Genomic DNA, 23,731 nt, shown 5'->3' on the forward strand with positions numbered 1-23,731 from the left:
AGATTCAGGGGTTTTTTTATGGGCGCTCGAAAGCTCAAAAAAAGGCCGATCTGCGCTTAACAGATCGGCCCTTTTTCTATTCAGTCGCAGCTGTCAGACGTGCTCGCTGGGTCTCACCTGCACCTTCGGCGCACCGTGCCCATGATCGTGCTCATCCGGCTCGATCACCGGCACTTCCTTGCCATCGCAGTCATGCAGCTTGCCGTCGCTGAAGTAATCGCCTTCACGCAACGCCGCCAGATCGCGATAACGCAAAGTCCGCTCTTCCGCCGCGGCAAACACCGACTGTTGATCCGAGTTGCCGGCGGTGAAGTGGTTGAACGCCAGGTTAAGCAGGATTGCCATGATCGCCGACGAACTGATGCCCGAGTGGAAAATGGTCGCGAACCAGCTCGGGAAGTGATCGTAGAAGTTCGGCGCAGCAATCGGGATCATGCCGAAACCGATCGAGGTGGCGACGATAATCAGGTTGACGTTATTGCGGTAATCAACCTTCGATAGCGTACGAATACCGCTCGCTGCCACGGTGCCGAACAGCACGATACCGGCGCCGCCAAGTACCGAAGTCGGTACGGCCGCGATGACCCGGCCCATGAACGGCAGCAGGCCAAGGATCACCAGGAAGATGCCGCCCGTGGCGACCACGAAACGACTTTTGATCCCGGTGACCGCCACCAGCCCGACGTTCTGGGCGAAGGCGCTCTGGGTGAACGAACCGAAGATTGGCGCAAACATGCTCGACAGCATGTCCGCCCGCAGGCCATTGCCCAGACGTTTGGAATCGACCTTGGTACCGATGATTTCACCGACCGCAAGAATGTCTGCGGACGTTTCCACCAGGGTCACCATGACCACGATGCACATCGACAGGATCGCGGCGAAGTGGAAGGTCGGCATGCCGAAATGGAACGGCGTCGGGAAGCCGAACATTGGCCCGCTGGTGACGCTGGAGAAGTCTGCCATGCCGAGGAACACCGCCAGCACCGTGCCGATCACCATGGCCAACAGGATCGACAGACGCGAGATGGTCGAACTGCCGACTTTGCTCAGCAGCAACACCAGCACCAGCGTGACTGCCGCCAGACCGATGTTCTGCATGCTGCCGAAGTCCGGCGCGTGGCTGTTACCGCCCATCGCCCAGCGTGCGGCGACCGGCATCAGCGTCAGGCCGATGGTGGTGATCACGATGCCCGTGACCAGCGGCGGGAAAAACTTGGTGATGCGCGAGAACACCGGCGTGATCAATAAGCCAATCAACGACGCCGCAATCACCGCGCCGAGCACGGATTGAAAGCCGCCCTCCCCGCCACTGCTGACGATCGCGACCATGGTCGCCACGCCGGAAAACGACACGCCCTGCACCAGCGGCAACTGACAGCCAAAAAACGGCAGACCCAGGGTTTGCAGCAGTGTCGCCAGCCCCCCCGCAAACAATGAAGCAGCAATCAGCAAACCGATGTCCGCCGGCGACAGACCGGCCGCCTGGCCGATGATCAGTGGCACCGCAACGATACCGCCGTACATGGTCAGAACATGTTGCAGGCCGTAAGCCATATTCGCGCCGACCCCGAGATTTTCGTCCTCGGGCCGTTGGTGTGAAACATGGGGCGTTTTCATGGTGGGGGGTTCCCTGGTTTTTGTTATGCGCACACTGTATTCAATACTCGTGACAAATGTCCATAGAGTTGTATACAACTTATCAGTCACATAATGGATAGGTAGCCACCCAACCTTATATCCCGCCGGTTCCATCCCCCACAAATCCGGCAACACATCCCTTCCTGCACCTGCCCGCGTGCGGACTAGGCTGAATTGTTCATGGCGACCGACGGCACCGTCGCACTCTTTTTTATACATATAAAGTATGCATAATGAAGTCAATTGAAATTCAGTACGACAAAAGCAAGAACGCAGCCAACAAACTCAAGCACAAGGGCGTCAGCCTCGCTGAAACCGAACCGGTATTTCACGACGAACGAGCACTGACGATCGAGGACAACGACCATGACGAACAACGCTGGATCACTATTGGCCTCGACGGCAAAGGGCGACTTTTGGTCATTGCATACAGTTACCGGGAGGCGAATGTCGTTCGAATCATTTCTGCACGTGTCGCCACACCGAGCGAGCGTTGCGCTTATTTTCTGGAGGCTTGACCGATGAAAGACGAATATGACTTTTCTCAGGGCAAACGCGGCGCAGTGGCGTCAAACAAGGGCAAAACCCGCATCACCATCATGCTCGACGATGCCGTCATCGAAGCTGCGCGTACGGTCGCGGAGAACGAAGGGTTCGGTTACCAAACGGTGATCAATAACACCCTGCGTCATGCGTTGCTGGATGCCGCTGCAAAACCGGAACAAGTCGAATCGAGCGGACAGTTCAAGAAGGGCATCACCGCCGCCGACCTCAAGAGCCTCGAGAAAAAGCTGTCGGCAGCGGTCGGGGAAATCCGTCGAGTGCTGGAGCCCGACGCCAAACCCTAGACGGAAACAGGCGCGATCACCCGCGCCAAAGAATGCCGCACGTGAGGTAAATCATGCAGGTGCAGACCAAACTCGCGCGCCAGCAAATCAATCAACTCATCGACTTCCGCCACCTCGCGCCGCTCACTGCTGGCACTCATGCGATGGATAGCGAAACTGCTGTTGTTCAGGGTCTTGCGCCAGCCATCCCCGGTGCGCGCCACCATCAGGCGCTGTGCAAACGGTGACTCAGGGTGAGTCGAGACGTACCAGTTGCCAATGGTGAAATCGATGTCTTCCTGGCGCTGCAGGTCGAACAGGTACATCGACCGCCACTCCCCCGCCACCTTGGCCTGCAGCATGTAACCGTCGGCTTGTTTTTCAATGCGATAAGGTTCGTGCGGGGTCGCTTGCTCGACTGCGGTATCGAGGAGCAGCGGCGCGGTCGGCACCATGCCACCGAAGCCGACATCGCTGATGTAGCGCACGTCGTCGATGGTCACCAGACTCAAACGGTGCGTGCGCGCGGTCCAGCTGCCTTCGGGCTGATTCATCACCACGCGCCCGCTGATGGCCCGAGCGTCGAACCCCAGCTCCAGCAACAGGGCAAAGAACAGGTTATTCAATTCATAGCAGTAACCACCGCGCCCACCGAGCAAGACTTTTTCTTCAATGGACTGCAGATCGATCAACACCGGCGCGCCGGTGATTGTCGCAAGGTTCTCGAAGGGAAACACCCCGGTGTGACGCAATTGCAACAGGCGCAGGGTGTCCAGTGTCGGTGCCGGTGGTATTTCAAAACCGAGACGTTGCAGGTACAGCTTCAGGTTCGTCAGGCGTGGCTCGCTCATTGCTCAGTCCTTTTGCATGGGGCCGCAGGTCACTGCGTTGATGGTCGCCATGTATACGGGATCGGGCAGTGTTTTCGACAATTGATTTCACCAATCGCCCGTTAGCGTTTCTTGCGCGAACCGATGCGAATCCACGTCGGCGCATGATCACTGGCGTGGGGTTCGTTGCGCACCCAGGCGTCGACCCCGGCCTCGTGCAGATACGGACTCAACGCCGGGTTAAGCAACAGATGATCGATGCGCAGACCGGAGTTGGTTTGCCAATGCTGGCGGAAGTAATCCCAAAACGTATAGAGGCGATCCTCGGGATACAGATGGCGCAACGAATCGGTCCAGCCCTGATCGAGCAAGCGCTGATAACACTCACGGCTTTCGGGTTGCAGCAAGGCATCCTTGAGCCAGGAACGGGTGTTGTAGATGTCCATGTCGGTCGGCACGACGTTGTAGTCACCGGCCAGCACCACCGGATGATCGCTGCTTTGCAGATCTTTTGCGTAGCTGATCAGCCGTTCGAACCAGGCCAGTTTGTAATCGAATTTCGGTCCCGGTTGCGGGTTGCCATTGGGCAAATACAGGCAGCCGACCAACACGCCGTGCACCGCTGCTTCCAGATAACGACTGTGCTTGTCATCGGGATCGCCCGGCAGACCGCGCCGGCTCTCCAGCGGCTGCGCATCGCGGGCGAGAATCGCCACACCGTTCCACGAGGCCTGGCCCTGCCAGATCGCGCCGTAACCGGCGGCTTCCAGTTCTGCCGCGGGAAATGCCGTGTCGACCGATTTGAGTTCTTGCAGGCAAGCGATGTCCGGTTGCTCGCGCTTGAGCCAGTCCAACAGGTTGGGCAGGCGTGCGCGCAGGCCATTGACGTTATAGGTGGCGATCCGCAGGTTTTTCATCGGCTGAGGCTCCTGCCTGTGGGCTGTAGAAATGTGACCTCGTAACCCACGCGACGGTTGCATCGGATCGGCCTGCTGCGGCGTAATGGGCGCTCGCCATTCGCCAGCACTGCCGAGACCCGAGCCTCATGCCAACCACTCTGCAAGGTCAGCGCATCCTCTTGCGCCCGCTTCAGTATTCAGACGCCGACGCCCTGCTCCACGCTGCCGCCGATGGCGAATTGTGGAACCTCACCGTCACCGTAGTGCCCTCGGCGAGCACCGTCGACAGCTACCTGAAAAAAGCCCTCGATGGCCGTGACGCCGGCAGCGTGATGCCGTTCGTCATCATGCTGAAAGACAGCGGCGAGGTGATCGGCTCAACGCGTTTCTGGAAGATTGACCCGCTCAATCGCAAGCTGGAAATCGGCAGTAGCTGGATTTCGGCGAGCTGGCAGAAATCCTTCGTCAACACCGAAGCCAAATACCTGATGCTGCGTCACGCCTTCGAAGTGCTCAACTGCGTGCGTGTGCAGTTCACCACCGACGAGCACAACCAGAAGTCGCGCAACGCCATCCTGCGCCTGGGGGCGCAACAGGAAGGCATCGTCCGCCATGAGCGGATCATGCCGGACGGGCGCAAGCGCAACTCGGTGCGTTTCAGCATCATCGACGATGAGTGGCCACAGGTACGTCTGCACCTGGAACAGAAGCTCGCCGCCTACGCTTGACACTCAGGCGCGATTGCGCAGCCATTGCAGAAAGCCTTTTTTCGGTGTGACCACCGGCGCTTCCTCGGTCAGGGATTGCGCCTTGTGCAGACGGTAATCGAGCAGCGTCTGCATCGCGTCGTGGATGTCATGACGCGCATCGAGGCACGGTTTGAGGTACGACTTCTCGATGCGATACAACGCGCAAAAGGTCTTCGCCGAAAAGTCCGCCGGTAACGCGGTGTCGGACAAGATCCCTGCCTCGCCAATCACCTCACCCGGCCCCATGCGTCCGGACTCGAAGGGTGTGCCGTGGCGCTTCAACGTCACCGACACCACACCGGACTCGATAATGAACAAGTGATCGCTGATCTCGCCGCCCGCCAGAATGACTTCGCCGGCACGGAAGGTTTGCAGGCTCATGTTCTGGCTGAAGGTGTCCTTCTCTTCCTGGCGCAGGGTGGAGAAAATCGGCGAGCTGTCGAGCAACGCCCGGGGCCGGGACAGGTTGGTCGGCGCAGCACTTTCATCGCTCGACAGCAGATTGACCCCGGACGCCTGCAAGTGCCGATACGCCAGGTCGAACAGCTGATTGCGCACCACCCGCTTCTCGCCCATCGAGGCGACGAAACCGCTGATCTCGTATTCGGCGCCACTGCTGCCGGAGCTTTTCAGCGCGACACTCGGCGCTGGCGTATCGAGCAATTGCCGACAACCTTGCATGGCCCGCTCCAGCGCATCGATCACCGAATTGGGCCGCGCATGCGGACTGACCTGCACGCTGACCGAAACGCCGAACATATTGCTCGGCCGACTGAAGTTGATGATCTTCGCCTTGGCCGCCAGCGAGTTGGGAATCACCGCCATGCTGCCCTGGCTGGTTTGCAGGCGCGTGGCACGCCAGTCGATATCGGTGACCCGGCCTTCGGTGCCGTCGATGGAAATCCAGTCATCCAGTTGGTACGGCTTGGTGGTGTTGAGGACGATCCCGGAAAACACATCGCTGAGCGTACTCTGCAAAGCCAGACCGACGATGATCGCCAACGCCCCGGAGGTTGCCAGCACGCCTTTGACCGGCAGATCCAGCACATAGGCCAGCGCTGCAATGATCGCGATGAGGAAAATCACCGCGCCGAGCAAATCCTGCAACAGCCGCCCGGTGTGGCCGACCCGCTGCATCATCACCGCGCCGATCAACACCGTCAGGGTCCGCGCGCCGAACAGCCACCAGCCAATCTGCAACCCGGTCGCCGCTAAATGCAGCGGCACGTTGTCGGCCCACGGCGCCGGCTCCATCGGGTTGAGGCCTTCATTGAACAGCAGCACGCTGAACAGGCTGAAAATCAGCACCCGCACCAGCAGTTTCCACTCGCTGCCATGGGAACTGATCAGACGCCACAGGGCCAGATCGAGGAGGATCAGGATCAACGCGCAGAACAACGGATGTTCGGTGAGCAGAGACAGCATCAAACAACTCCGACGGGGCCAATCGCGAGAAGATCGCACAGATTGGGCAAGTGTAGGAGCAATTGATTTTCAGAGGATGAACGCCCGCGCAAAAACACCAGAAAACGCAAGCGAGCCTGCTCGCGAAAGCGGTGGATCAGTCAACGGTGCATTGACTGACCTGACGCCTTCGCGAGCAAGCTCGCTCCCACCAAGTTCACTTGGCCCGGGTTATTCGCCGTTGGCCAGCATGCCAACCGGCGTGGATGGAACAATCAGCGCTGGGAATCCAGCACTTCGTGTTCGTTCGCGACTTGCTGAGCCTTGAGGTAACTCTCGATCAGCAGTTGATAATGCGGCATGGCCTGGGCGTAGACGGCCGCCCACTGCTCGGCATCGGGACGGTTCCACGAACCTTGCAGCTCGGAAAGCGTAGCCATGATGTCGATCGGCACCACCCCGGCCTGGGCCAAACGGGCAATGGTCAGGTCAGTGGCCAGTTTCGAGTGATTGCCGGACGCATCGACCACGGCGAACACCTTGTAGCCTTCATGCACTGCAGCAATGGACGGGAACGCCAGGCAGACGCTGGTCAGGGTGCCGGCGATCACCAGGGTCTTCTTGCCAGTGGCTTTGACTGCGGCGTGAAATTCCGGGTTATCCCAGGCATTGATCTCGCCCTTGCGTGCCACGTATTGCGCATGCGGTGCCGCTTGGTGAATCTCCGGGATCAACGGTCCGTTCGGCCCTTGCGGCACCGACGCGGTGGTGATCACCGGCATGTTCAACAGCGTCGCGGCTTTGGCCAGCGCCACGGCATTGGCACGCAATTGCGGCACGCCGATGTCCTTGACGATCTGGAACAGACCGCTCTGGTGGTCGATCAACAACATCGCCGCGTCATTGGCATCAATGGTCGGTTTCTGGCCGTCGAAATTTGCTGCATTGACAGTGTTCATGGGCGTTTCCTCTTTTCTTCAGGCAACAGCCATCCCTGGCCTGCGAACCGGCCTACGCGTCCTGTGTAGAGCGGAGTGGTTTTGCGTTAAGCGTGCATCTGGCCGAAGCGGCCGGACTGGAAGTCGGCGAAGGCCTGGTGGATTTCCTGCTCGGTGTTCATCACGAACGGGCCGTGGCCGACGATCGGTTCGTCGATCGGCTCGCCGCTGAGCAGCAACACCACCGCGTCCTGGCTGGCTTCCAGAGTCAACTGATGGCCGTCACGCTCGAACAGCGCCAACTGCCCTTCACGCACCGCTTCCACACCATTGACCTGCACCGCACCTTTGAGCACGACGAGCGCGGTGTTGCGGCCTTCATGCAGATCCAGCGTCAGCAACTTGCCAGCGTTCAGACGCAAGTCCCACACATCGATCGGGGTGAACGTACGCGACGGTCCTGTGTGACCATCGAACTCACCGGCGATCAGCCGCAGGCGGCCGGCGTTGTCCTTGAGCGCAATGCTCGGGATGTCGCGGTCGAGAATGGTCTGGTAGCCCGGCGCGGCCATTTTGTCCTTGGCCGGCAGGTTGACCCACAGCTGGACCATTTCCAGCTTGCCGCCCGTTTTGGCGAAGTTTTCCGAGTGGAACTCCTCGTGGAGGATCCCGGAAGCGGCGGTCATCCATTGCACATCGCCCGGGCCGATCACGCCGCCACTACCGGTCGAGTCGCGGTGCTGAACTTCGCCTTCATACACGATAGTCACGGTTTCGAAACCACGGTGCGGATGCTGACCAACGCCACGCCGTTCGGTGGTCGGGGTGAAATCGGCAGGGCCGGCGTGATCGAGCAGCAGGAACGGGCTGATGTGTTTGCCCAGGTTGTCGTAGGAAAACAGCGTGCGAACCGGAAAACCATCGCCGACCCAATGGCCGCGCGGGCTGGTGTAGATACCGATGATGTTTTTCATGGATGTCTCCAATCAGGGTGGGTGACGCGATGGATCAAGCTTAAATCCATGACCATTAATGCACTAGACTGCAAAAATCAGCCTTAGCGTTCTATATGGAGAACGGTGGTGGAAGACCTCAACACCCTCTACTACTTCACCCAAGTGGTCGAACACCACGGTTTCGCCGCCGCCGGGCGCGCACTGGACATGCCCAAATCAAAGCTCAGCCGGCGCATTTCCGAATTGGAGGAGCGCCTCGGCGTGCGCTTGCTGCACCGCACCAGCCGCCATTGTTCGTTGACCGAAATCGGTCAGGCCTATTACCAGCGCTGCCTGGCCATGCGCGTCGAGGCGGAAAGTGCCGCCGAGCTGATCGAACGCAACCGCTCCGAACCGCAAGGACTGGTGCGCCTGAGTTGCCCGACCGCGCTGCTCAACTCGTGGGTCGGGCCGATGCTCACCCGTTACATGCTCAAGTACCCGCTGGTGGAACTGTTCATCGAGAGCACCAATCGCCGCGTCGATCTGCTGCACGAAGGTTTCGACATTGCCTTGCGCGTGCGTTTCCCGCCGCTGGAGAACACTGACATGGTCATGAAGGTGTTGGGCAACAGCACGCAGTCGGTGGTCGGCAGCCCGCAGTTTGTCGAACGCCTGTCGTCACCGCCCTCGCCTGCCGATCTCAATGGCTTGCCAAGCCTGCACTGGGGTGCGGCGCAGCGCGAATATCAGTGGGAACTGTTGGGGCCGGATGACAATACGGCGCTGATTCGTCATACCCCGCGCATGGTCACAGATGATTTGATTGCCCTGCGTCAGGCTGTGATTGCCGGCGTTGGTGTGGCGCATTTACCGAGCGTGGTGGTGCGTGAGGACATTGCGGCTGGGCGTGTGGTGGAGTTGATTCCGGGGTGGGCGCCGAAATGCGGCGTGGTGCATGCGATCTTTCCGTCGCGGCGCGGGTTGTTGCCGTCGGTGCGCACATTGATTGATTTTCTTGGGGAGGAGTTTGCGCGTAGCGATATAGCCTGAGACCGAGTCGCGGCGATCGCGAGCAGGCTCACTCTTACAGGAGACCGCGTTTCAATGCAGGAGTGAGCCTGCTCGCGATAGGGCCAGTCCAGACAACAAAAATCACTGAGTGGATTCATGACTTCTGCTCAACAGTGCTTTGCCCCGTCAGCGGTTTTTCTCAGGGATGCAGGCGCGGATACTCCCGACCATTCCCGCTGCAACCTTTGGAGTCTTTCATGTCTGTTCCCGCTTTCGGTCTTGGTACGTTTCGCCTGCAAGGCCAGGTGGTCATCGATTCGGTCAGCACCGCGCTCGAACTCGGCTACCGGGTCATCGACACCGCGCAAATCTACGAAAACGAAGCCGAGGTCGGCCAGGCCATTGCGGCCAGCGGCATCCCGCGCGACCAGCTGTTCATCACCAGCAAGATCTGGGTCGCCAACTTCGCCAAGGATCGTCTGATCGACAGCCTCCGGGAGAGCCTGCAAAAACTGCAGACCGACTACCTCGACCTGACACTGATTCACTGGCCGTCACCGGAAAACCAGGTGCCGGTGGAAGAGTTCATGGGCGCCCTGCTGGAAGCCAAGCGCATGGGCCTGACCCGGCAGATCGGTGTGTCCAACTTCACCATCGACCTGCTGCAACAGGCGATCGCAGCGGTCGGTGCCGACAACATCGCCACCAACCAGATCGAACTGCACCCCTACCTGCAGAACCGCAAGGTGGTCGAGTTCGCCCGCAGCCAAGACATCCACATCACCTCGTACATGACTCTCGCTTACGGTGAAGTGCTGCAAGATCCGCTGATCCAGCAGATCGCCAAGCGTCTGCAGGCGAGCCCGGCGCAAGTCACCCTGGCCTGGGCCATGCAGTCGGGCTACGCGGTGATTCCGTCGTCGACCAAACGTGCCAACCTGCAAAGCAACCTTGCCGCCACGGCGCTGACACTGAGCGACGCAGATATGGCGCTGATTGCCACGCTCGATCGCGGCCATCGTCTGACCAGCCCGAAAGGCATCGCGCCGCACTGGGACTGACTCGGCGCGCGTCAGACCTGCAAACGTTGTGCGAGGCCGGCCATGGCCTCGCGCAACGTCTCGCTCGCCACGTCCAGCGGCGCCGCATGCGGCTCGCGACACGCCTGCTCCAGCGCCACACACGCCGCCACCACTCGCGCCGCGCCGACCATCTGCGCCCCACCCTTGATGTGATGGGCCAGTTCGCCCAGCCCTGGCCGGTCTTGCTCCTGCTGCAACACCTGCAGACGTTGCAGATCAAGGTGCAAGCTGTTCAACACCTCCTTGCGCAACTGTTCGATCAGGGCACGATTATCGCCGGCCATTTGCTCCAGCGTGCTCAGGTCGATTTCCGCCGGCGTCGGCATTTCGCCGGGGTCCGCCGGCACGTCGCAATGGCTGGCAGCCGCCAGGGCCTGCGCCAGATCGTGCAAGCGGATCGGTTTGAACAGGCACTCGTCCATGCCGGCCTCCAAACAACGCGTGCGTTCCTCGGCCTGCGCGTTGGCGGTAAAGCCGAGAATCAGACACGCTTGGCAGCCGCTGAGCGCTTCTTCTTCGCGGATCGCCCGGGCCAGTTGATAACCGTTGCGCCGCGGCATGTTGCAATCGGTGATCACCACATCGAACGCCTGAGTCCGCCATCGCTCCAGGCCCTCATCACCGTTCTCCGTGTCGACCGTTTGATGGCCGAGTTCGGTCAATTGCCAGCACAACAGCAAACGGTTCACCGGGTGATCGTCGACCACCAGGACACTCAGTGAACAGGGGGCGGCGACTTTGGTTTCCGGGTCCGGGATTCGAGTCTGAGCGAGCGCAGCCAGCAGCGGCAGTTCGAGACTGACCTCGACTTGCGTGCCTGCGCCCGGCGCGCTGTCGAGTCGTAGCGTACCGCCCATCATGTCGCAGAGGCTGCGACTGATGACCAGGCCCAGTCCGGAACCGCTGCGGGCCGATTGCGCTTGATTGTTCACCTGCACGAACGGACTGAACAGCCGTTGCTGATCGTCAGGGCTGATCCCTGCCCCGCTGTCTTCAATCGACACTTTCACGCCCAGGCACTCGGCCGTTTTGGCGCTCACCACCAGTTGCAGACTGACCTCGCCCTCCTCGGTGAACTTGATCGCGTTGCTCAACAGATTCGACAGCACTTGTTTGAAGCGTGTCGGGTCAATCAGCACATCGACGTTGCTGCGGGCATCGAGCTCGAGGTGCCACAACAACTGTTTCTGCCGCGCCAGCCCTTCAAACACACGGCATACCGACATCACCAGTTCGCGCAGGTTGGCGCGCTCAGGCACAAGGGACAAATGCCCGGCCTCGATCCGCGCGATGTCGAGAATATCGCCAATCAGCGCCAGCAACTGTTGCCCGGCATTGGACGCCACCTGAATCGCCAAGCGATCGGTCACACCTTCCTCGGCCCTTTTCAGCGCCAGTTCAAGCATGCCGATCAAGGCGTTCATCGGCGTGCGGATTTCATGGCTCATGGTCGCCAGAAACGTGGTCTTGGCCCTATTGGCGTCGTCCGCCGCGTCCTTGGCTTCCTGTAATTGCTGCAACCACTGCTGGCGCCGGCGAATCTGCTGGCGCTGAAAAACGATCCAGGCCAGCGCGAGCACCAGCAACACCGCGGCACCGGCAAACCCCAGCAGAATCTCGCGACGATGCTGTGACCAGTAACTGTCATCCACCACCACATCGTGGCTCCAGCGCTCCACCAGTTCGTCCATCTGTTGCGGAGCGATGCTCAACAGCGCCTTGTTGAGGATCGAATGCAGGGCCGGCATTTGCGGTGCCGTCGCCAATGCAATGCGCGCCGGTTGATCGCCGATGGTGCCGGTGATGCGCAGACGCTCGCGGTAGGACCGCGCGATCAGAAAGCGTGCCACCAGTAACGAACTCACCGTGGCGTCGACTTGCCCCTTGGCAATCAACGCCATGCCTTCAGCAGGGCTTTTGACTTCGACCAGACGGATGCGCGGCGCGCGATTCAGCAGGTAAGCGCGCAACGGATGACCGCGATAAATCGCCAGGCGTTTACCGGCCAGATCATCAAGGTTAAGCGGCCCCTGCGCGGTCATTGCACTGACCAGCACAAACGGATTGTTCAGGTAGGCGCGGGTAAATTGCAGTTCGGTTTCGCGCTCGCTGCTCGGCGTCACCACCGGCAACACATCCAGTTCGCCGGCCTTGAGCTGTTCGATCTGCTGATCCAGGGACGCACCGCGCACGATCTCGAAGTTCAACCCGCTGCGCTGGCCGATCAAGCTCAGCAGTTGCGCCGAAAGCCCGCTGAAACGCCCATCGGCATCAAAAAACGTCAGCGGCGCGAAATCTTCGATGACACCGACCCGGACCACTGGGTGCCGGTCCAGCCACTCTTGTTCACTGGCGCTGAGTTGCACCCGCGATTGCTCCGCCATCTCGGCGAGGCCGACGCTCCAGCGCTGCTCGATGCGTTGGCGCCGCGCCATGGGAATGGCCATCAATGCCTTGTCGACGATGCGTTTGAGGCGCACATCGCTGCGCAACAGGGCAAAGCCGAAGGCGTCGGCGTCCAGCCGCGACGGACCGGCCAATTGCAGATCGTTGCGATAATTGGTGTTGATCAGGTAGTTGGCACTGATGAAGTCGCCCAGATAGACGTCATCCGCTCCGAACGCCACCGCCCCGAGCGCATCCATGGCCGAGGGATAACGCTGCACGCTGGCCTGGGGATAAAACCCTTGCACGCTCGCCAGCGGCAGATAGTCCTCGACCATGGCCAGGCGTTTGCCGGCCAGATCGCTCGGCAACGGCTCGTCGACCCGGGTCACCAGCATCGGTTGATCGTCAGCGTAGGCTCGGGACAGGATAAAGTCCGGATCGGCGGTCTCAAAACTGTTGGAGGTGCCCAGCAGATCAAGCTCACCGCGCTTGAGCGCCGCCATCACGGCGTCACGGTGGGCAAAACGGTGGACTTCGATGCGCACGCCGAGCAACTGCGCCAACAGATCAGCGTAATCGGCGGTCAGCCCCTCCAGTTCCTGCTGATTGCGCGAGACCTCGAATGGCGGGTAATCCGCACCGGAAATCCCCAGGCGCAACACCGGGTGCTGGCGCAGCCATTGCCGATCCTGTTCGTCGAGGCGCAGCGGGATGTCTTCCAGTTCAGTACGGGTCAGCACCTGCAGCACCTGCGGCGTGTCACTCGCCCAACAGGTGGCCATCAGGCTCAACCATAACCAGACAATCCAGCGTCCCTGCCTCATGTCCGTCCGCTCAGATCACATGATTGCGCTTGGCGAAGTCGCGCAAGTGCACTGCCGAGCAAACGCCGAGCTTTTTCATCAGGCGGGTTTTGTAGGTGCTGACGGTTTTGTGGCTCAGGGCCATGTTTTGCGCAATCGTCTTGTTGGACTTGCCCAGGCCCAATTGCTCGAAAATGCTCAACTCGCGATCAGAGAGCTGCTCGATCATCTGTTTTTCCGTGATTTGCACGGCATTCAGCGTGCTGAAATGGTCCGGGAATGCAGAGAAATACGTGTGCCCCGACATCACCGCGCGTATGGCATTGCGTAGCTGCTCCAGTTGATTGGTTTTGGTCACATAGGCCATGGCTCCCGCACGTACACAGCGCTCCTGATAGAACATCGGTTCGTGCGTACTGAAAACCAGCACTCGGCAACGAAGGTCATTGGCTTTGATCCTGGCAAGAACTTCCAGCCCGCCGAGTACGGGCAAATGCAGATCGAGTATCACCAGCCTGGGTGAGTGTTCACGAATGAGCGATACCACCTCGTTGCCTTGGGACGCCTCGTAAATCTGTTTGAATCCTTCGGTTTGCAACACAATTCGGATGGCGGCGCGGACCACCGGATGATCGTCGACGATCAGCGCTGACTTCATGGCCACTCCCGATGCAAAGTCTGACGAACAGGCCGCAGACGCAGGCTGAACCAGACTCACTGACTGCGCAGCAACTGTTACATGGAACGGGGAGCAAATCACCTGTCAGACCTGACAGTTGCCGTCGGTGAGTTTTTATGCATACGCAGCGTATTGCACTGGCTTTGCGGGGACATCGGCCAGCGCCATCAACTGGCTGATCGACTGTATGGAAGGCAGCGTCAAATGGCTGATCTGCACGTTTTCCTGGGCGAATCCCGGGGCTGCTTGCAACGGCGCCGTGCCTTCGTTGTAGATCAACGCCTGGCGAACCTGCGGGTTGTCGAGGAAAAATCCCAGCAGATCCAGCGAGCCTGCTGCCAGCTCGGCATTGATGACCACCACATCGAACGGCGCGCAACCGTAGTCCACCAGCGTCAACAGCTCCGTGAGACTTTGTGCCGGCGCCACGCGGTAGTAATCGAGGCTATTGAACAGGCGCTCGATTTTCATCCGGTGGAAGTGCTGCGAGTCGGCGATCAGGATGCGCAGGGCTTTATTGATCATGGTCAATCTCCCGGGGTCACGGTGTCTGGGTGCGGCAAGACTACGCAAGCCCCGGGGCAGGTTCTGTAGGAATATTCCGAAAAATGCGGCCATTCATCGCGTGCCGAGCATGGCCTCGGCGAGCAGGTGGGCACCGGCTGACGAGGGTGTCGGGCAGCGAATCGAGGTTGAGGTTGTTGATGGCTTGCAGAGTGTTGTCCTTGGAAATACCTGGATCCCCTGTAGGAGTAAGCCTGCTCGCGATAGCGGTGTTTCAGTAACCATTGCAGTGACTGACATACCGCTATCGCGAGCAGGCTCACTCCTACAGGGGCAGCATTACTGCCAGCCGAACCGGCGGATGTAGAAACCTTTCACTGCCTGGGTCAGGGCCATGTACGCCAGCAGGATCACCGGCAGAAACACGAAGTACAGCGATGGCAGCGCCTGCAATTTGAAGTAATGCGCCAGCGGCCCCATCGGCAGGAAGATGCCGACCGCCATGATGACTCCGGTCATCACCAGCAGCGGCATGGCGGCGCGGCTTTGCAGGAACGGAATCTTCGGCGTGCGGATCATGTGCACGATCAGCGTCTGGGTCAGCAATCCGACCACGAACCAGCCGGACTGGAACAGCGTCTGGTGATCCGGGGTATTGGCGTCAAACACGTACCACATCAAGGCGAACGTGGTGATGTCGAAGATCGAACTGATCGGGCCGAAGAACAGCATGAAGCGTCCGACGTCACCCGGCTGCCAGCGTTGTGGTTTTTTCAGCATGTCCTCATCGACGTTATCGAACGGAATGGCGATCTGCGAAATGTCGTAAAGCAGGTTCTGCACCAGCAGGTGCATCGGCAGCATCGGCAGGAACGGAATGAACGCACTGGCGACCAGCACCGAGAACACATTGCCGAAGTTGGAGCTGGCGGTCATCTTGATGTACTTGAGCATGTTGGCGAAGGTGCGCCGCCCTTCGAGCACGCCCTCCTCCAGCACCATCAGGCTCTTTTCCAGGAGGATGATGTCGGCGGCTTCCTTGGCGATGTCCACCGCGCTGTCCACGGAAATACCGATGTCGGCAGTGCGCAGCGCTGGCGCATCGTTGATACCGTCGCCCATGAAGCCGACCACATGGCCATTGCCTTTGAGGACGCGCACGATGCGTTCCTTGTGCGATGGCGTCAGTTTGGCGAAGACATTGGTGGTCTCCACGGCCACTGCCAGTTCGGCATCATTCATGCCCTCGACGTCGTTGCCCAGCAACAGACCTTGTTGCGCAAGCCCCACTTCGCGGCAGATCTTCGCCGTCACCAGCTCGTTGTCGCCGGTCAGCACTTTTACGGCCACGCCATGCTCGGCCAGGGCCTTGAGCGCCGGTGCGGTGCTTTCTTTTGGTGGATCGAGGAACGCCACGTAACCGATCAGCGTCAGTTCGTTTTCATCAGCCAGGCTGTACGTGTCGCGACCTTCGCGCATCGAGCGGGCCGCCACCGCCACCACACGCAAGCCTTCAGCGTTGAATGCTGCGGTGACCTGACGAATCCGGCTCAGCAACTCATCGCTCAAGGCTTCATCGACCTCCCCGTGACGCACGCGGCTGCACACCGCCAGGACTTCTTCCACGGCACCTTTGCAGATCAGCTGATGGGGTTGGCCACGCCCTTCGACCACCACCGACATGCGCCGACGATTGAAGTCGAACGGGATCTCGTCGACCTTGCGAAACACCGTGCCGACTTTCAGTTCACGGTGGATTTCCACGTGTTCCAGCACCGCGACGTCGAGCAGGTTTTTCAGGCCGGTCTGGTAGTAGCTGTTCAGATAAGCCATTTCCAGCACGTCGTCGGAGTCTTCGCCCCAGACATCGACATTGCGCGCGAGGAAGATCTTGTCCTGGGTCAGAGTGCCGGTCTTGTCGGTGCACAGCACGTCCATGGCGCCGAAGTTCTGGATCGCATCGAGACGTTTGACGATGACTTTTTTGCGCGACAGGAACACCGCGCCTTTGGCCAGCGTCGAGGTGACGATCATCGGCAGCATTTCCGGGGTCAGGCCAACGGCAATCGATAGCGCGAACAGCAAAGCTTCGGTCCAGTCGCCCTTGGTGAAACCGTTGATGAACAGCACCAGCGGCGCCATGACGAACATGAAACGGATCAACAGCCAGCTGACTTTGTTGACGCCTTGCTGGAACGAGGTGACCGCGCGATCCGTGGCGCCGACGCGCTGGGCCAGCGCACCGAAATAGGTGCTGTTGCCCGTGGTCAGGATCACCGCCACCGCCGTGCCGGAGACGACGTTGGTGCCCATGAACAGGATGTTGTCCAGCTCCAGCGGATTGCGTGTATCGCGATCCTGCTGGCGTGGAAACTTTTCCACCGGCATCGATTCACCGGTCATCGCCGCCTGGCTGACAAACAGATCCTTGGCGCTGAGCACGCGGCAATCAGCGGGAATCATGTCACCGGCCGAGAGCACGATCAGATCGCCCGGCACCAGTTGTTTGATCGGCAATTCGCTGCGCGGCGCGTCACGGCGCATTACCGTGGCGGTGTTGCTGACCATGGCTTTGAGCGCATCGGCGGCCTGGTTGGATTTGCTTTCCTGCCAGAAGCGCAGCAGCGTCGACAGCACCACCATGGAGAAAATCACCACGGCGGCTTTGAGGTCTTCGGTCAGCCACGAGATCACCGCCAACAGGGTCAGCAGCAGGTTGAACGGGTTTTTGTAGCAGTGCCACAGGTGAGTCCACCACGGCAGCGGCTGCTCGTGTTCGACTTCGTTGAGGCCGTATTGCGCACGCAGCGCATCGACTTCGAAATCGGTCAGGCCATCGGAGTGCGTGCCGAGTGACGACAGCAATACACCGCTGTCGCAATGCGCAGCGTCGACCAACGTATTGGCCAAGGTCGGCGGGACTTCACGGCTGACCGTGGTGTCGTTGATCGATTCCAGCAGCGCAAGGCGACGGAAGTGCCGGGCGATATGACGGGTCCGCAGAAAACCTGCGAAAAATTCCTTGAGCGTAAGTTTCATGGCTGTTGCCCCTATGGTCAGCCGGGAAACCGTCAAGCAGGTACGGCCGCGCCTCGTCCGCCGAAACAACCGGCACGGCAAGGCTCGGCGCGCCGGTCGGAAAAGACAGGCGTGTCGATAGGGCTGCGATCACGACAATCAAGTCGCAATCACGCTCTGTTCAGCGTCGAAGAGAAGGAACGTCCAGACATCGCCCAGGACGGGCCATGCACGGGATGCCGCTGCTCGCTGTTACGGCGAGACAACGGCAGAGAAAGGCTGCGCGTTATCTTGCCGAGAATCTGCCGGTTACCGAGACCGGCCGACAACTGTCACTCGAACAAGTACCCACTGTGGGTCTCCGCTATTGATGAAAACGCGCGAAGCTTACGCCCCGACTTCTGGAGAGTAAACCCGTAAAAGGAGGTGTTTCGGGGAATGTCGGGGATGTTCAGGAAGGGTTCAGGAAAGATTTACCCGGTGTTTTTGAGGGCCCCTTCGCGAGCAAGCTCGCTCCCACACTGGATCCTCATCTGACACAAAATCTGTGTTCACTGAAAATCCCCTGTGGGAGCGAGCTTGCTCGCGAAAGCGGCCTGTCGGACGACGCAAATTTAGCTGGCCGTCGCCAACAGCAGATCCGCCATCGACCGATGCCCACGATGCTTGCCATGCTCATACAGCGAGCCGGCAATTTCGTCCGCGCGAATCGGCAGTACCGACAACAACGTATCGCTCAGGCCATGGCTGGCCTGGCAAAAGCCCTGCATGTAGATGCCGGCCTGGCAGCGCTCGTCGGTGATCAGTCTGTAGTGACGATCGACCTCGAAGTCGCCCAGGTATTCTTCCAGCGGCGCCAGCAGTTGGCGGTGCATCTGCCGCTCGTAACCGGTGGCCAGGACCACCGCATCGTAGTTGCGCACGGTGACTTCGCCGGTGGCGTTGTTGCGCACGGCCAGTTCGATACCGTTGTCGGTGGCGGTGGCTTTCTCGACGGTGGTCAGGGTGCGGAACGCGTGACGGGCAATCCCGGAAACCTTCTGACGATAGAAGATGCCGTAGATGCGCTCGATCAGGTCGATGTCGACCACCGAATAGTTGGTGTTGTGGTACTCGTTGACCAGACGCTCACGCTCGACGCTGTTCTGCTGGAACACCAGATCAGTGAACTCCGGCGAGAACACTTCGTTGACGAACGGGCTGTCGTCGGCAGGCTTCAGAGCCGAGCCGCGCAGGATCATGTCGACCTGCACCGACGGGAACGAATCGTTCAGATCAATGAAGGCCTCCGCTGCGCTCTGCCCGCCACCGATGATTGCAATGCTCATCGGCTGATTGTTCACGCACGGCTGTCTGGCCATTTGCGACAGGTATTGCGAGTGGTGGAACACGCGAGCGTCACCCTTCAACGCTTTGAACGCCTGCGGAATACGCGGCGTGCCGCCGGCGCTGACCACCACCGAACGGGTCGTGCGTACGTGTTGTTGGCCCTGGCTATCGCGGGAAATCACCCGCAGCGCTTCAACCTGATGGTTGTGCAGCACCGGCTCGATGGTCAGCACTTCTTCGCCGTAACGGCTCTGCTCAGTGAACTGCCCGGCGACCCAGCGCAGGTAATCGTTGTACTCCATCCGGCACGGGTAGAAGGTGCCGAGGTTGATGAAGTCGACCAGACGACCGTGGTACTTGAGGTAATTGACGAACGAGTACGGACTGGTCGGATTGCGCAGGGTCACCAGATCCTTGAGGAAGGAAATCTGCAACTCGCTCTGCGTCGACAGGGTGTTGCCGTGCCAGCTGTAGTTGGCCTGCTTGTCGAGGAACAGCACATCCAGCTCGCCCTGGGTCGGGCCGCGCTCTTGCAAAGCGATGGCCAACGCCAGGTTCGAAGGGCCGAAACCGACGCCGATCAGGTCGTGAACGATGGGCGATGCAATTGCCTGTGTCATTTCCAGTGTCCTCTGGATGAACCCCTCAACGCGGGGATAAAGCCTGGGTGGCCTGGCCGGCCTGAATCAGGTCAGCAGGTCGTCTGTTGAGTAGGAACGAGGACGATGAACGGAAATTTAACCGCCAAGGATCAATGGGCATCCCATTGTTTGATCCGCAAGCGGCAATGTTTCATGGCGTTGACGATGTGTTTTTCCACCAGGGCCTTGGAAATCCCGAGGTGCTCGGCGATTTCCGGATGGGACAGACCTTCAATCTTGCGCAGCAGAAAACTTTCACGGCAGCGTGGCGGCAATTCGGCCAGCGCGCGCTGGAGCATTTCCAGACGTTGACCATGGTCGAGGGTGCCATGGGGCGACGGGGTGAAATAGCGCTCTTCGCTGTCCAGCACATCGAGCGACTCCACCTGACGCAAGGCGTTGCGCCGATGATCGTCGATGACCAGGTTCAACGCCGTGCGATACAGGAAGGCTCGCGGTTGTTCGATCGGCGTGTCGCTGGAACGCTCCAGCACCCGCACATAAGCGTCATGCACCACATCTTCGGCCACCTGACGGTTGCCCAGCTTGGCGTTAAGGAAACACACCAGCTCGCGATAGTAGTTTTCCAACATGACTCCCGACCGCATCGATGCAGTTCCTGTCCTTGAGCACACCGTCCCGTTGCGGGCGATTCGCAGTAGCAAGATGGTGGCAACTTGAGATGCGTAATTTATAGTAATTCTCATATAGATTTAAAGAGTTGTTTCCACATACTGGCCAAATAGTCCTTTGCAGTGACCTGTTTCTTCATGTGTGCGGGCTTAAATTCCCTTGTGCATTCATCGTTTACAGGACAGCTCCCCGTATCTGTCGTGCCATGCGACAGCATTCAGCGCCCCGCGCATCGCGTCCCTGCGCTGAATGACGGGCCGAATCCACTGGCCGGAACCCTGCATGAAACGTCCCCGCCCCGCCCGACGCGCCTTGTTCGCCGCCCTTTGCCTGATTCCCGTGATCGCCGTTGCCGCGTGGCAAGTCCTGCCGCCGGGGCGCGACGCCCTCGCCACGGTGCAGGTGACGCGCAGCAGTATCGAAAACAGCGTGACCGCACTGGGCACGCTGCAGCCACGCCGTTACGTGGATGTCGGTGCACAGGCGTCCGGGCAGATCCAGAAGATTCATGTCGAGGCTGGCGACACGGTCAAGGAAGGCCAGTTGCTGGTAGAGATTGACCCCTCCACGCAAAAAGCCAAACTGGATGCCGGGCGCTTCTCCATTGAAAACCTCAAGGCGCAGCTGCAGGAGCAACGTGCCCAGCACGACCTCGCGCAACAGAAATACCAGCGCCAGCAGAAGCTCGCCGCCGGTGGTGCCACCCGTGAGGAAGACGTACAGACTGCCCGCGCTGAAGTCCGCGCAACACAGGCACGCATCGACATGTTCCAGGCGCAGATCCGGCAGGCTCAGGCCAGTCTGCGCAGTGACGAAGCGGAGCTCGGCTACACGCGCATTTATGCCCCGATGAGCGGCACGGTCGTCGCCGTTGGCGCCCGCGAAGGCCAGACGCTCAATGCGCAACAGCAAACCCCACTGATTCTGCGCATTGCACGGCTTTCGCCGATGACCGTGTGGGCCGAGGTTTCCGAAGCGGACATCGGCCACGTCAAACCCGGCATGACCGCCTACTTCACCACCCTCAGCGGCGGCACTCGACGCTGGAGCAGCACTGTACGGCAGATCCTGCCGGTGCCGCCGCGCCCGCTCGAACAGAATCAGGGTGGCAGCCCCACCAGCGGTCGCAGCGGCAGCGAACGTGTGGTGCTCTACACCGTGTTGCTCGACGTCGACAACGCCGACAACAGCCTGATGACCGACATGACTGCGCAGGTATTCTTCGTCGCGCAACAAGCGCAAGACACGCTCACCGTCCCGACCGCCGCCCTGCAAACCGGCTCCCGCCCACAATGGCAACGGGCGCAGATTGTCGCCGCCAACGGCGACATCCAGACACGTGAAGTGCGCACCGGCATCAGCGACCGCTTGCGCACCCAAGTGCTCGAAGGCCTGGTCGAAGGCGAGCACATCCTCAGCGCGCCGGCCAGCGGCAGCGGAGGCTGAATGCAAACGCCCCTGATTGACCTGCGGCAGATCCGCAAAGCCTACGGCGGCAACGACAGTCCGCTGGTAGAAGTATTGCGCGGCATTGATCTGTCGATTCATGCCGGCGAGTTCGTCGCCATCGTCGGCGCGTCCGGCTCCGGCAAATCGACCTTGATGAATATTCTTGGTTGTCTCGACCGCCCTACCAGCGGCGAATACCGCTTCGCCGGGGAAGATGTCGCCCGACTCGACAGCGATGAACTGGCCTGGCTGCGCCGCGAAGCGTTCGGTTTTGTGTTTCAGGGTTATCACCTGATTCCGTCCGGTTCCGCCCAGGAAAACGTCGAGATGCCGGCCATCTACGCCGGCACCCCGGCGGCCGAACGCCACGCGCGTGCCAGCGCCTTGCTGGAACGGCTCGGCCTGGGCAGCCGCACCGGCAATCGCCCGCATCAGCTTTCCGGTGGTCAGCAACAACGGGTGTCGATTGCCCGGGCGTTGATGAACGGCGGCCACATCATCCTCGCGGACGAACCCACCGGTGCCCTCGACAGCCACAGCGGCGCCGAGGTCATGACCCTGCTCGACGAACTCGCCAGTCAGGGCCATGTGGTGATTCTCATCACCCACGACCGCGAAGTCGCACAGCGGGCCAAGCGCATCATCGAAATCCGAGACGGCCTGATCATCAGCGACACCGCCGAACACCCGTCGGCCCCGCCGCGCAGTGCCAATCCCGGCGCCCTGCAAGCGGTGGATCTGCGCCAGCGCCTGAGCACCGGCAGCACGCAGACTGGCGCGTGGAAAGGTGAACTGGTCGACGCTGTGCAAGCGGCGTGGCGGGTCATGTGGATCAACCGGTTTCGCACCGCGCTGACACTGCTGGGTATCGTCATCGGCGTCGCCTCGGTGGTGGTGATGCTGGCGGTGGGCGAAGGCAGCAAACGTCAGGTGATGGCACAGATGGGCGCCTTCGGTTCCAACATCATTTACCTCAGCGGTGCGGCGCCCAACCCGCGTACGCCACCGGGCATCATCACCCTCGACGACGTCGCCGAACTGGCCGCCCTGCCCCAGGTCGAGCGGATTATGCCGGTCAATGGCTCGACCGCCGGCGTGCGCTTTGGCAATGCCGACCACAGCAGTTACGTCGGTGGCAATGACACCAACTTCCCGATCATTTTCAACTGGCCGGTGGTTCAGGGCAGTTATTTCAGCCAGGCCGATGAAGACAGCGCCGCCGCCGTGGCGGTGATCGGCACCAAGGTGCGCGACAAGCTGCTCAAGGATGTCGCCGATCCCATCGGCCAATACATCCTCATCGAAAACGTGCCGTTTCAGGTGCTCGGGGTCCTCGCGGAAAAGGGTTCAAGCTCCGGCGATTCCGACAGTGACAATCGCATCGCCGTGCCCTACTCCGCGGCCAGTACGCGTCTGTTCGGCAGCCGTAATCCGGAGTACGTGGTGATCGCCGCCAAGGATGCACGCAAAGTCCAAGACGCCGAGCAGGCGATCGAACAGGCAATGCTGCGTCGGCACAACGGCAAGAAGGATTTCGAACTGACCAACAACGCCGCGATGATTCAGGCCGAAGCGCGTACCCAAGGCACGCTGTCGCTGATGCTCGGCGCCATTGCCGCGATCTCGCTGCTGGTCGGTGGTATCGGGGTGATGAACATCATGCTCATGACCGTGCGCGAACGCACCCGGGAAATCGGTATTCGCATGGCCACGGGGGCTCGCCAGCGCGACATCCTGCGCCAGTTTCTCACCGAAGCGGTGATGCTTTCGGTGGTCGGCGGCCTTGCCGGTATCGGCCTGGCGATGCTGGTCGGCGGCGTGCTGTTGTGCAGCGGCGTGGCCATCGCGTTTCAATGGCTGGCCGTCATCGGTGCATTCGCCTGCGCGCTGGTCACCGGCGTCCTCTTCGGCTTCATGCCGGCCCGCAAGGCTGCCCGGCTCGACCCGGTCACGGCCCTTACCAGTGAATGA

19 protein-coding genes are annotated in these 23,731 nt (G+C 60.4%); 7 read left to right on the forward strand and 12 right to left on the reverse strand.

Annotated elements, in window-relative coordinates:
• Positions 1 to 93: 93 nt before the first annotated feature.
• Positions 94 to 1,617, reverse strand: a complete 1,524-nt coding sequence (locus ACM6IV_RS12200) for a nucleobase:cation symporter-2 family protein (RefSeq protein ID WP_414870169.1) — start codon at positions 1,615 to 1,617, stop codon at positions 94 to 96.
• Between the two features lie 254 nt (positions 1,618 to 1,871).
• On the opposite strand from ACM6IV_RS12200, the gene ACM6IV_RS12205 reads away from it, so the two are divergent.
• Positions 1,872 to 2,156 (forward strand): BrnT family toxin, encoded by a 285-nt coding sequence (locus ACM6IV_RS12205; protein ID WP_414870170.1) that lies wholly within the window; start codon positions 1,872 to 1,874, stop codon positions 2,154 to 2,156.
• Positions 2,157 to 2,159: 3 nt separating this feature from the next.
• On the forward strand, positions 2,160 to 2,486 hold the full coding sequence (locus ACM6IV_RS12210) for a BrnA antitoxin family protein (RefSeq protein ID WP_122609056.1): 327 nt from the start codon (positions 2,160 to 2,162) through the stop codon (positions 2,484 to 2,486).
• Here the strand turns inward: ACM6IV_RS12210 and ACM6IV_RS12215 are convergent.
• Together ACM6IV_RS12215 and xth are read right to left on the reverse strand one after the other, a co-directional pair.
• The gene (locus ACM6IV_RS12215; protein ID WP_414870171.1) at positions 2,483 to 3,316 is read right to left on the reverse strand and encodes an arylamine N-acetyltransferase family protein; all 834 of its coding nucleotides are present in this window, start codon (positions 3,314 to 3,316) and stop codon (positions 2,483 to 2,485) included. The genes ACM6IV_RS12210 and ACM6IV_RS12215 overlap by 4 nt on opposite strands.
• Before the next feature lie 101 nt (positions 3,317 to 3,417).
• On the reverse strand, positions 3,418 to 4,212 hold the full coding sequence (xth, locus tag ACM6IV_RS12220; protein ID WP_095047670.1) for an exodeoxyribonuclease III: 795 nt from the start codon (positions 4,210 to 4,212) through the stop codon (positions 3,418 to 3,420).
• 128 nt (positions 4,213 to 4,340) lie between these two features.
• Between xth and ACM6IV_RS12225 the strand changes: the two genes are divergently transcribed.
• Entirely contained in the window at positions 4,341 to 4,922 is a 582-nt protein-coding gene (locus ACM6IV_RS12225; RefSeq protein ID WP_414870172.1) for a GNAT family N-acetyltransferase, read from the forward strand.
• A gap of 3 nt (positions 4,923 to 4,925) precedes the next feature.
• Here the strand turns inward: ACM6IV_RS12225 and ACM6IV_RS12230 are convergent, their stop codons facing one another.
• From ACM6IV_RS12230 to ACM6IV_RS12240, 3 genes are all read right to left on the reverse strand, one after another.
• On the reverse strand, positions 4,926 to 6,368 hold the full coding sequence (locus ACM6IV_RS12230) for a mechanosensitive ion channel domain-containing protein (protein WP_414870173.1): 1,443 nt from the start codon (positions 6,366 to 6,368) through the stop codon (positions 4,926 to 4,928).
• Positions 6,369 to 6,622: 254 nt separating this feature from the next.
• Positions 6,623 to 7,306, reverse strand: a complete 684-nt coding sequence (locus tag ACM6IV_RS12235; RefSeq protein ID WP_414870174.1) for an isochorismatase family protein — start codon at positions 7,304 to 7,306, stop codon at positions 6,623 to 6,625.
• Positions 7,307 to 7,392: 86 nt separating this feature from the next.
• Positions 7,393 to 8,259, reverse strand: a complete 867-nt coding sequence (locus ACM6IV_RS12240; RefSeq protein WP_414870175.1) for a pirin family protein — start codon at positions 8,257 to 8,259, stop codon at positions 7,393 to 7,395.
• Positions 8,260 to 8,364: 105 nt separating this feature from the next.
• Between ACM6IV_RS12240 and ACM6IV_RS12245 the strand changes: the two genes are divergently transcribed.
• On the forward strand, positions 8,365 to 9,273 hold the full coding sequence (locus ACM6IV_RS12245) for a LysR substrate-binding domain-containing protein (RefSeq protein WP_414870176.1): 909 nt from the start codon (positions 8,365 to 8,367) through the stop codon (positions 9,271 to 9,273).
• A 218-nt stretch (positions 9,274 to 9,491) separates the two neighbouring features.
• Positions 9,492 to 10,295, forward strand: a complete 804-nt coding sequence (dkgB, locus tag ACM6IV_RS12250; protein WP_414870177.1) for a 2,5-didehydrogluconate reductase DkgB — start codon at positions 9,492 to 9,494, stop codon at positions 10,293 to 10,295.
• A gap of 11 nt (positions 10,296 to 10,306) precedes the next feature.
• Here the strand turns inward: dkgB and ACM6IV_RS12255 are convergent, their stop codons facing one another.
• The 6 genes from ACM6IV_RS12255 to ACM6IV_RS12280 all read right to left on the reverse strand — a co-directional run bounded on the left by ACM6IV_RS12255 (position 10,307) and on the right by ACM6IV_RS12280 (position 20,271).
• Positions 10,307 to 13,528: a transporter substrate-binding domain-containing protein gene (locus ACM6IV_RS12255; protein WP_414870178.1), complete on the reverse strand. Its 3,222-nt coding sequence runs from the start codon at positions 13,526 to 13,528 to the stop codon at positions 10,307 to 10,309.
• A 10-nt stretch (positions 13,529 to 13,538) separates the two neighbouring features.
• Complete coding sequence (locus ACM6IV_RS12260; protein ID WP_414870179.1) at positions 13,539 to 14,165, reverse strand: response regulator; 627 nt, start codon at positions 14,163 to 14,165, stop codon at positions 13,539 to 13,541.
• 135 nt (positions 14,166 to 14,300) lie between these two features.
• Positions 14,301 to 14,711, reverse strand: a complete 411-nt coding sequence (locus tag ACM6IV_RS12265; protein WP_414870180.1) for a chemotaxis protein CheY — start codon at positions 14,709 to 14,711, stop codon at positions 14,301 to 14,303.
• A 318-nt stretch (positions 14,712 to 15,029) separates the two neighbouring features.
• On the reverse strand, positions 15,030 to 17,729 hold the full coding sequence (gene mgtA / locus ACM6IV_RS12270; RefSeq protein WP_414870181.1) for a magnesium-translocating P-type ATPase: 2,700 nt from the start codon (positions 17,727 to 17,729) through the stop codon (positions 15,030 to 15,032).
• A 593-nt stretch (positions 17,730 to 18,322) separates the two neighbouring features.
• Entirely contained in the window at positions 18,323 to 19,657 is a 1,335-nt protein-coding gene (locus ACM6IV_RS12275; protein WP_414870182.1) for a lysine N(6)-hydroxylase/L-ornithine N(5)-oxygenase family protein, read from the reverse strand.
• 131 nt (positions 19,658 to 19,788) lie between these two features.
• Positions 19,789 to 20,271 carry a sigma-70 family RNA polymerase sigma factor gene (locus ACM6IV_RS12280; protein ID WP_042704912.1) on the reverse strand — a complete coding sequence of 161 codons (483 nt, stop codon included), beginning with the start codon at positions 20,269 to 20,271 and terminating at the stop codon, positions 19,789 to 19,791.
• Between the two features lie 322 nt (positions 20,272 to 20,593).
• On the opposite strand from ACM6IV_RS12280, the gene ACM6IV_RS12285 reads away from it, so the two are divergent.
• Both ACM6IV_RS12285 and ACM6IV_RS12290 read left to right on the forward strand, forming a co-directional pair.
• On the forward strand, positions 20,594 to 21,757 hold the full coding sequence (locus ACM6IV_RS12285; RefSeq protein WP_414870183.1) for an efflux RND transporter periplasmic adaptor subunit: 1,164 nt from the start codon (positions 20,594 to 20,596) through the stop codon (positions 21,755 to 21,757).
• The gene (locus ACM6IV_RS12290) at positions 21,758 to 23,731 is read left to right on the forward strand and encodes a MacB family efflux pump subunit (protein WP_414870184.1); all 1,974 of its coding nucleotides are present in this window, start codon (positions 21,758 to 21,760) and stop codon (positions 23,729 to 23,731) included.

The organism is Pseudomonas sp. IT-347P (assembly GCF_949768005.1).
Classification (GTDB): domain Bacteria; phylum Pseudomonadota; class Gammaproteobacteria; order Pseudomonadales; family Pseudomonadaceae; genus Aquipseudomonas.

Coding starts and splice junctions, on each gene's coding strand:
- ACM6IV_RS12200 (WP_414870169.1), bottom strand. CDS start 1,617: ATGAAAACGCCCCATGTTTCACACCAACGGCCCGAGGACGAAAATCTC.
- ACM6IV_RS12205 (WP_414870170.1), top strand. CDS start 1,872: ATGAAGTCAATTGAAATTCAGTACGACAAAAGCAAGAACGCAGCCAAC.
- ACM6IV_RS12210 (WP_122609056.1), top strand. CDS start 2,160: ATGAAAGACGAATATGACTTTTCTCAGGGCAAACGCGGCGCAGTGGCG.
- ACM6IV_RS12215 (WP_414870171.1), bottom strand. CDS start 3,316: ATGAGCGAGCCACGCCTGACGAACCTGAAGCTGTACCTGCAACGTCTC.
- xth (WP_095047670.1), bottom strand. CDS start 4,212: ATGAAAAACCTGCGGATCGCCACCTATAACGTCAATGGCCTGCGCGCA.
- ACM6IV_RS12225 (WP_414870172.1), top strand. CDS start 4,341: ATGCCAACCACTCTGCAAGGTCAGCGCATCCTCTTGCGCCCGCTTCAG.
- ACM6IV_RS12230 (WP_414870173.1), bottom strand. CDS start 6,368: ATGCTGTCTCTGCTCACCGAACATCCGTTGTTCTGCGCGTTGATCCTG.
- ACM6IV_RS12235 (WP_414870174.1), bottom strand. CDS start 7,306: ATGAACACTGTCAATGCAGCAAATTTCGACGGCCAGAAACCGACCATT.
- ACM6IV_RS12240 (WP_414870175.1), bottom strand. CDS start 8,259: ATGAAAAACATCATCGGTATCTACACCAGCCCGCGCGGCCATTGGGTC.
- dkgB (WP_414870177.1), top strand. CDS start 9,492: ATGTCTGTTCCCGCTTTCGGTCTTGGTACGTTTCGCCTGCAAGGCCAG.
- ACM6IV_RS12255 (WP_414870178.1), bottom strand. CDS start 13,528: ATGAGGCAGGGACGCTGGATTGTCTGGTTATGGTTGAGCCTGATGGCC.
- ACM6IV_RS12260 (WP_414870179.1), bottom strand. CDS start 14,165: ATGAAGTCAGCGCTGATCGTCGACGATCATCCGGTGGTCCGCGCCGCC.
- ACM6IV_RS12265 (WP_414870180.1), bottom strand. CDS start 14,711: ATGATCAATAAAGCCCTGCGCATCCTGATCGCCGACTCGCAGCACTTC.
- mgtA (WP_414870181.1), bottom strand. CDS start 17,729: ATGAAACTTACGCTCAAGGAATTTTTCGCAGGTTTTCTGCGGACCCGT.
- ACM6IV_RS12275 (WP_414870182.1), bottom strand. CDS start 19,657: ATGACACAGGCAATTGCATCGCCCATCGTTCACGACCTGATCGGCGTC.
- ACM6IV_RS12280 (WP_042704912.1), bottom strand. CDS start 20,271: ATGTTGGAAAACTACTATCGCGAGCTGGTGTGTTTCCTTAACGCCAAG.
- ACM6IV_RS12285 (WP_414870183.1), top strand. CDS start 20,594: ATGAAACGTCCCCGCCCCGCCCGACGCGCCTTGTTCGCCGCCCTTTGC.
- ACM6IV_RS12290 (WP_414870184.1), top strand. CDS start 21,758: ATGCAAACGCCCCTGATTGACCTGCGGCAGATCCGCAAAGCCTACGGC.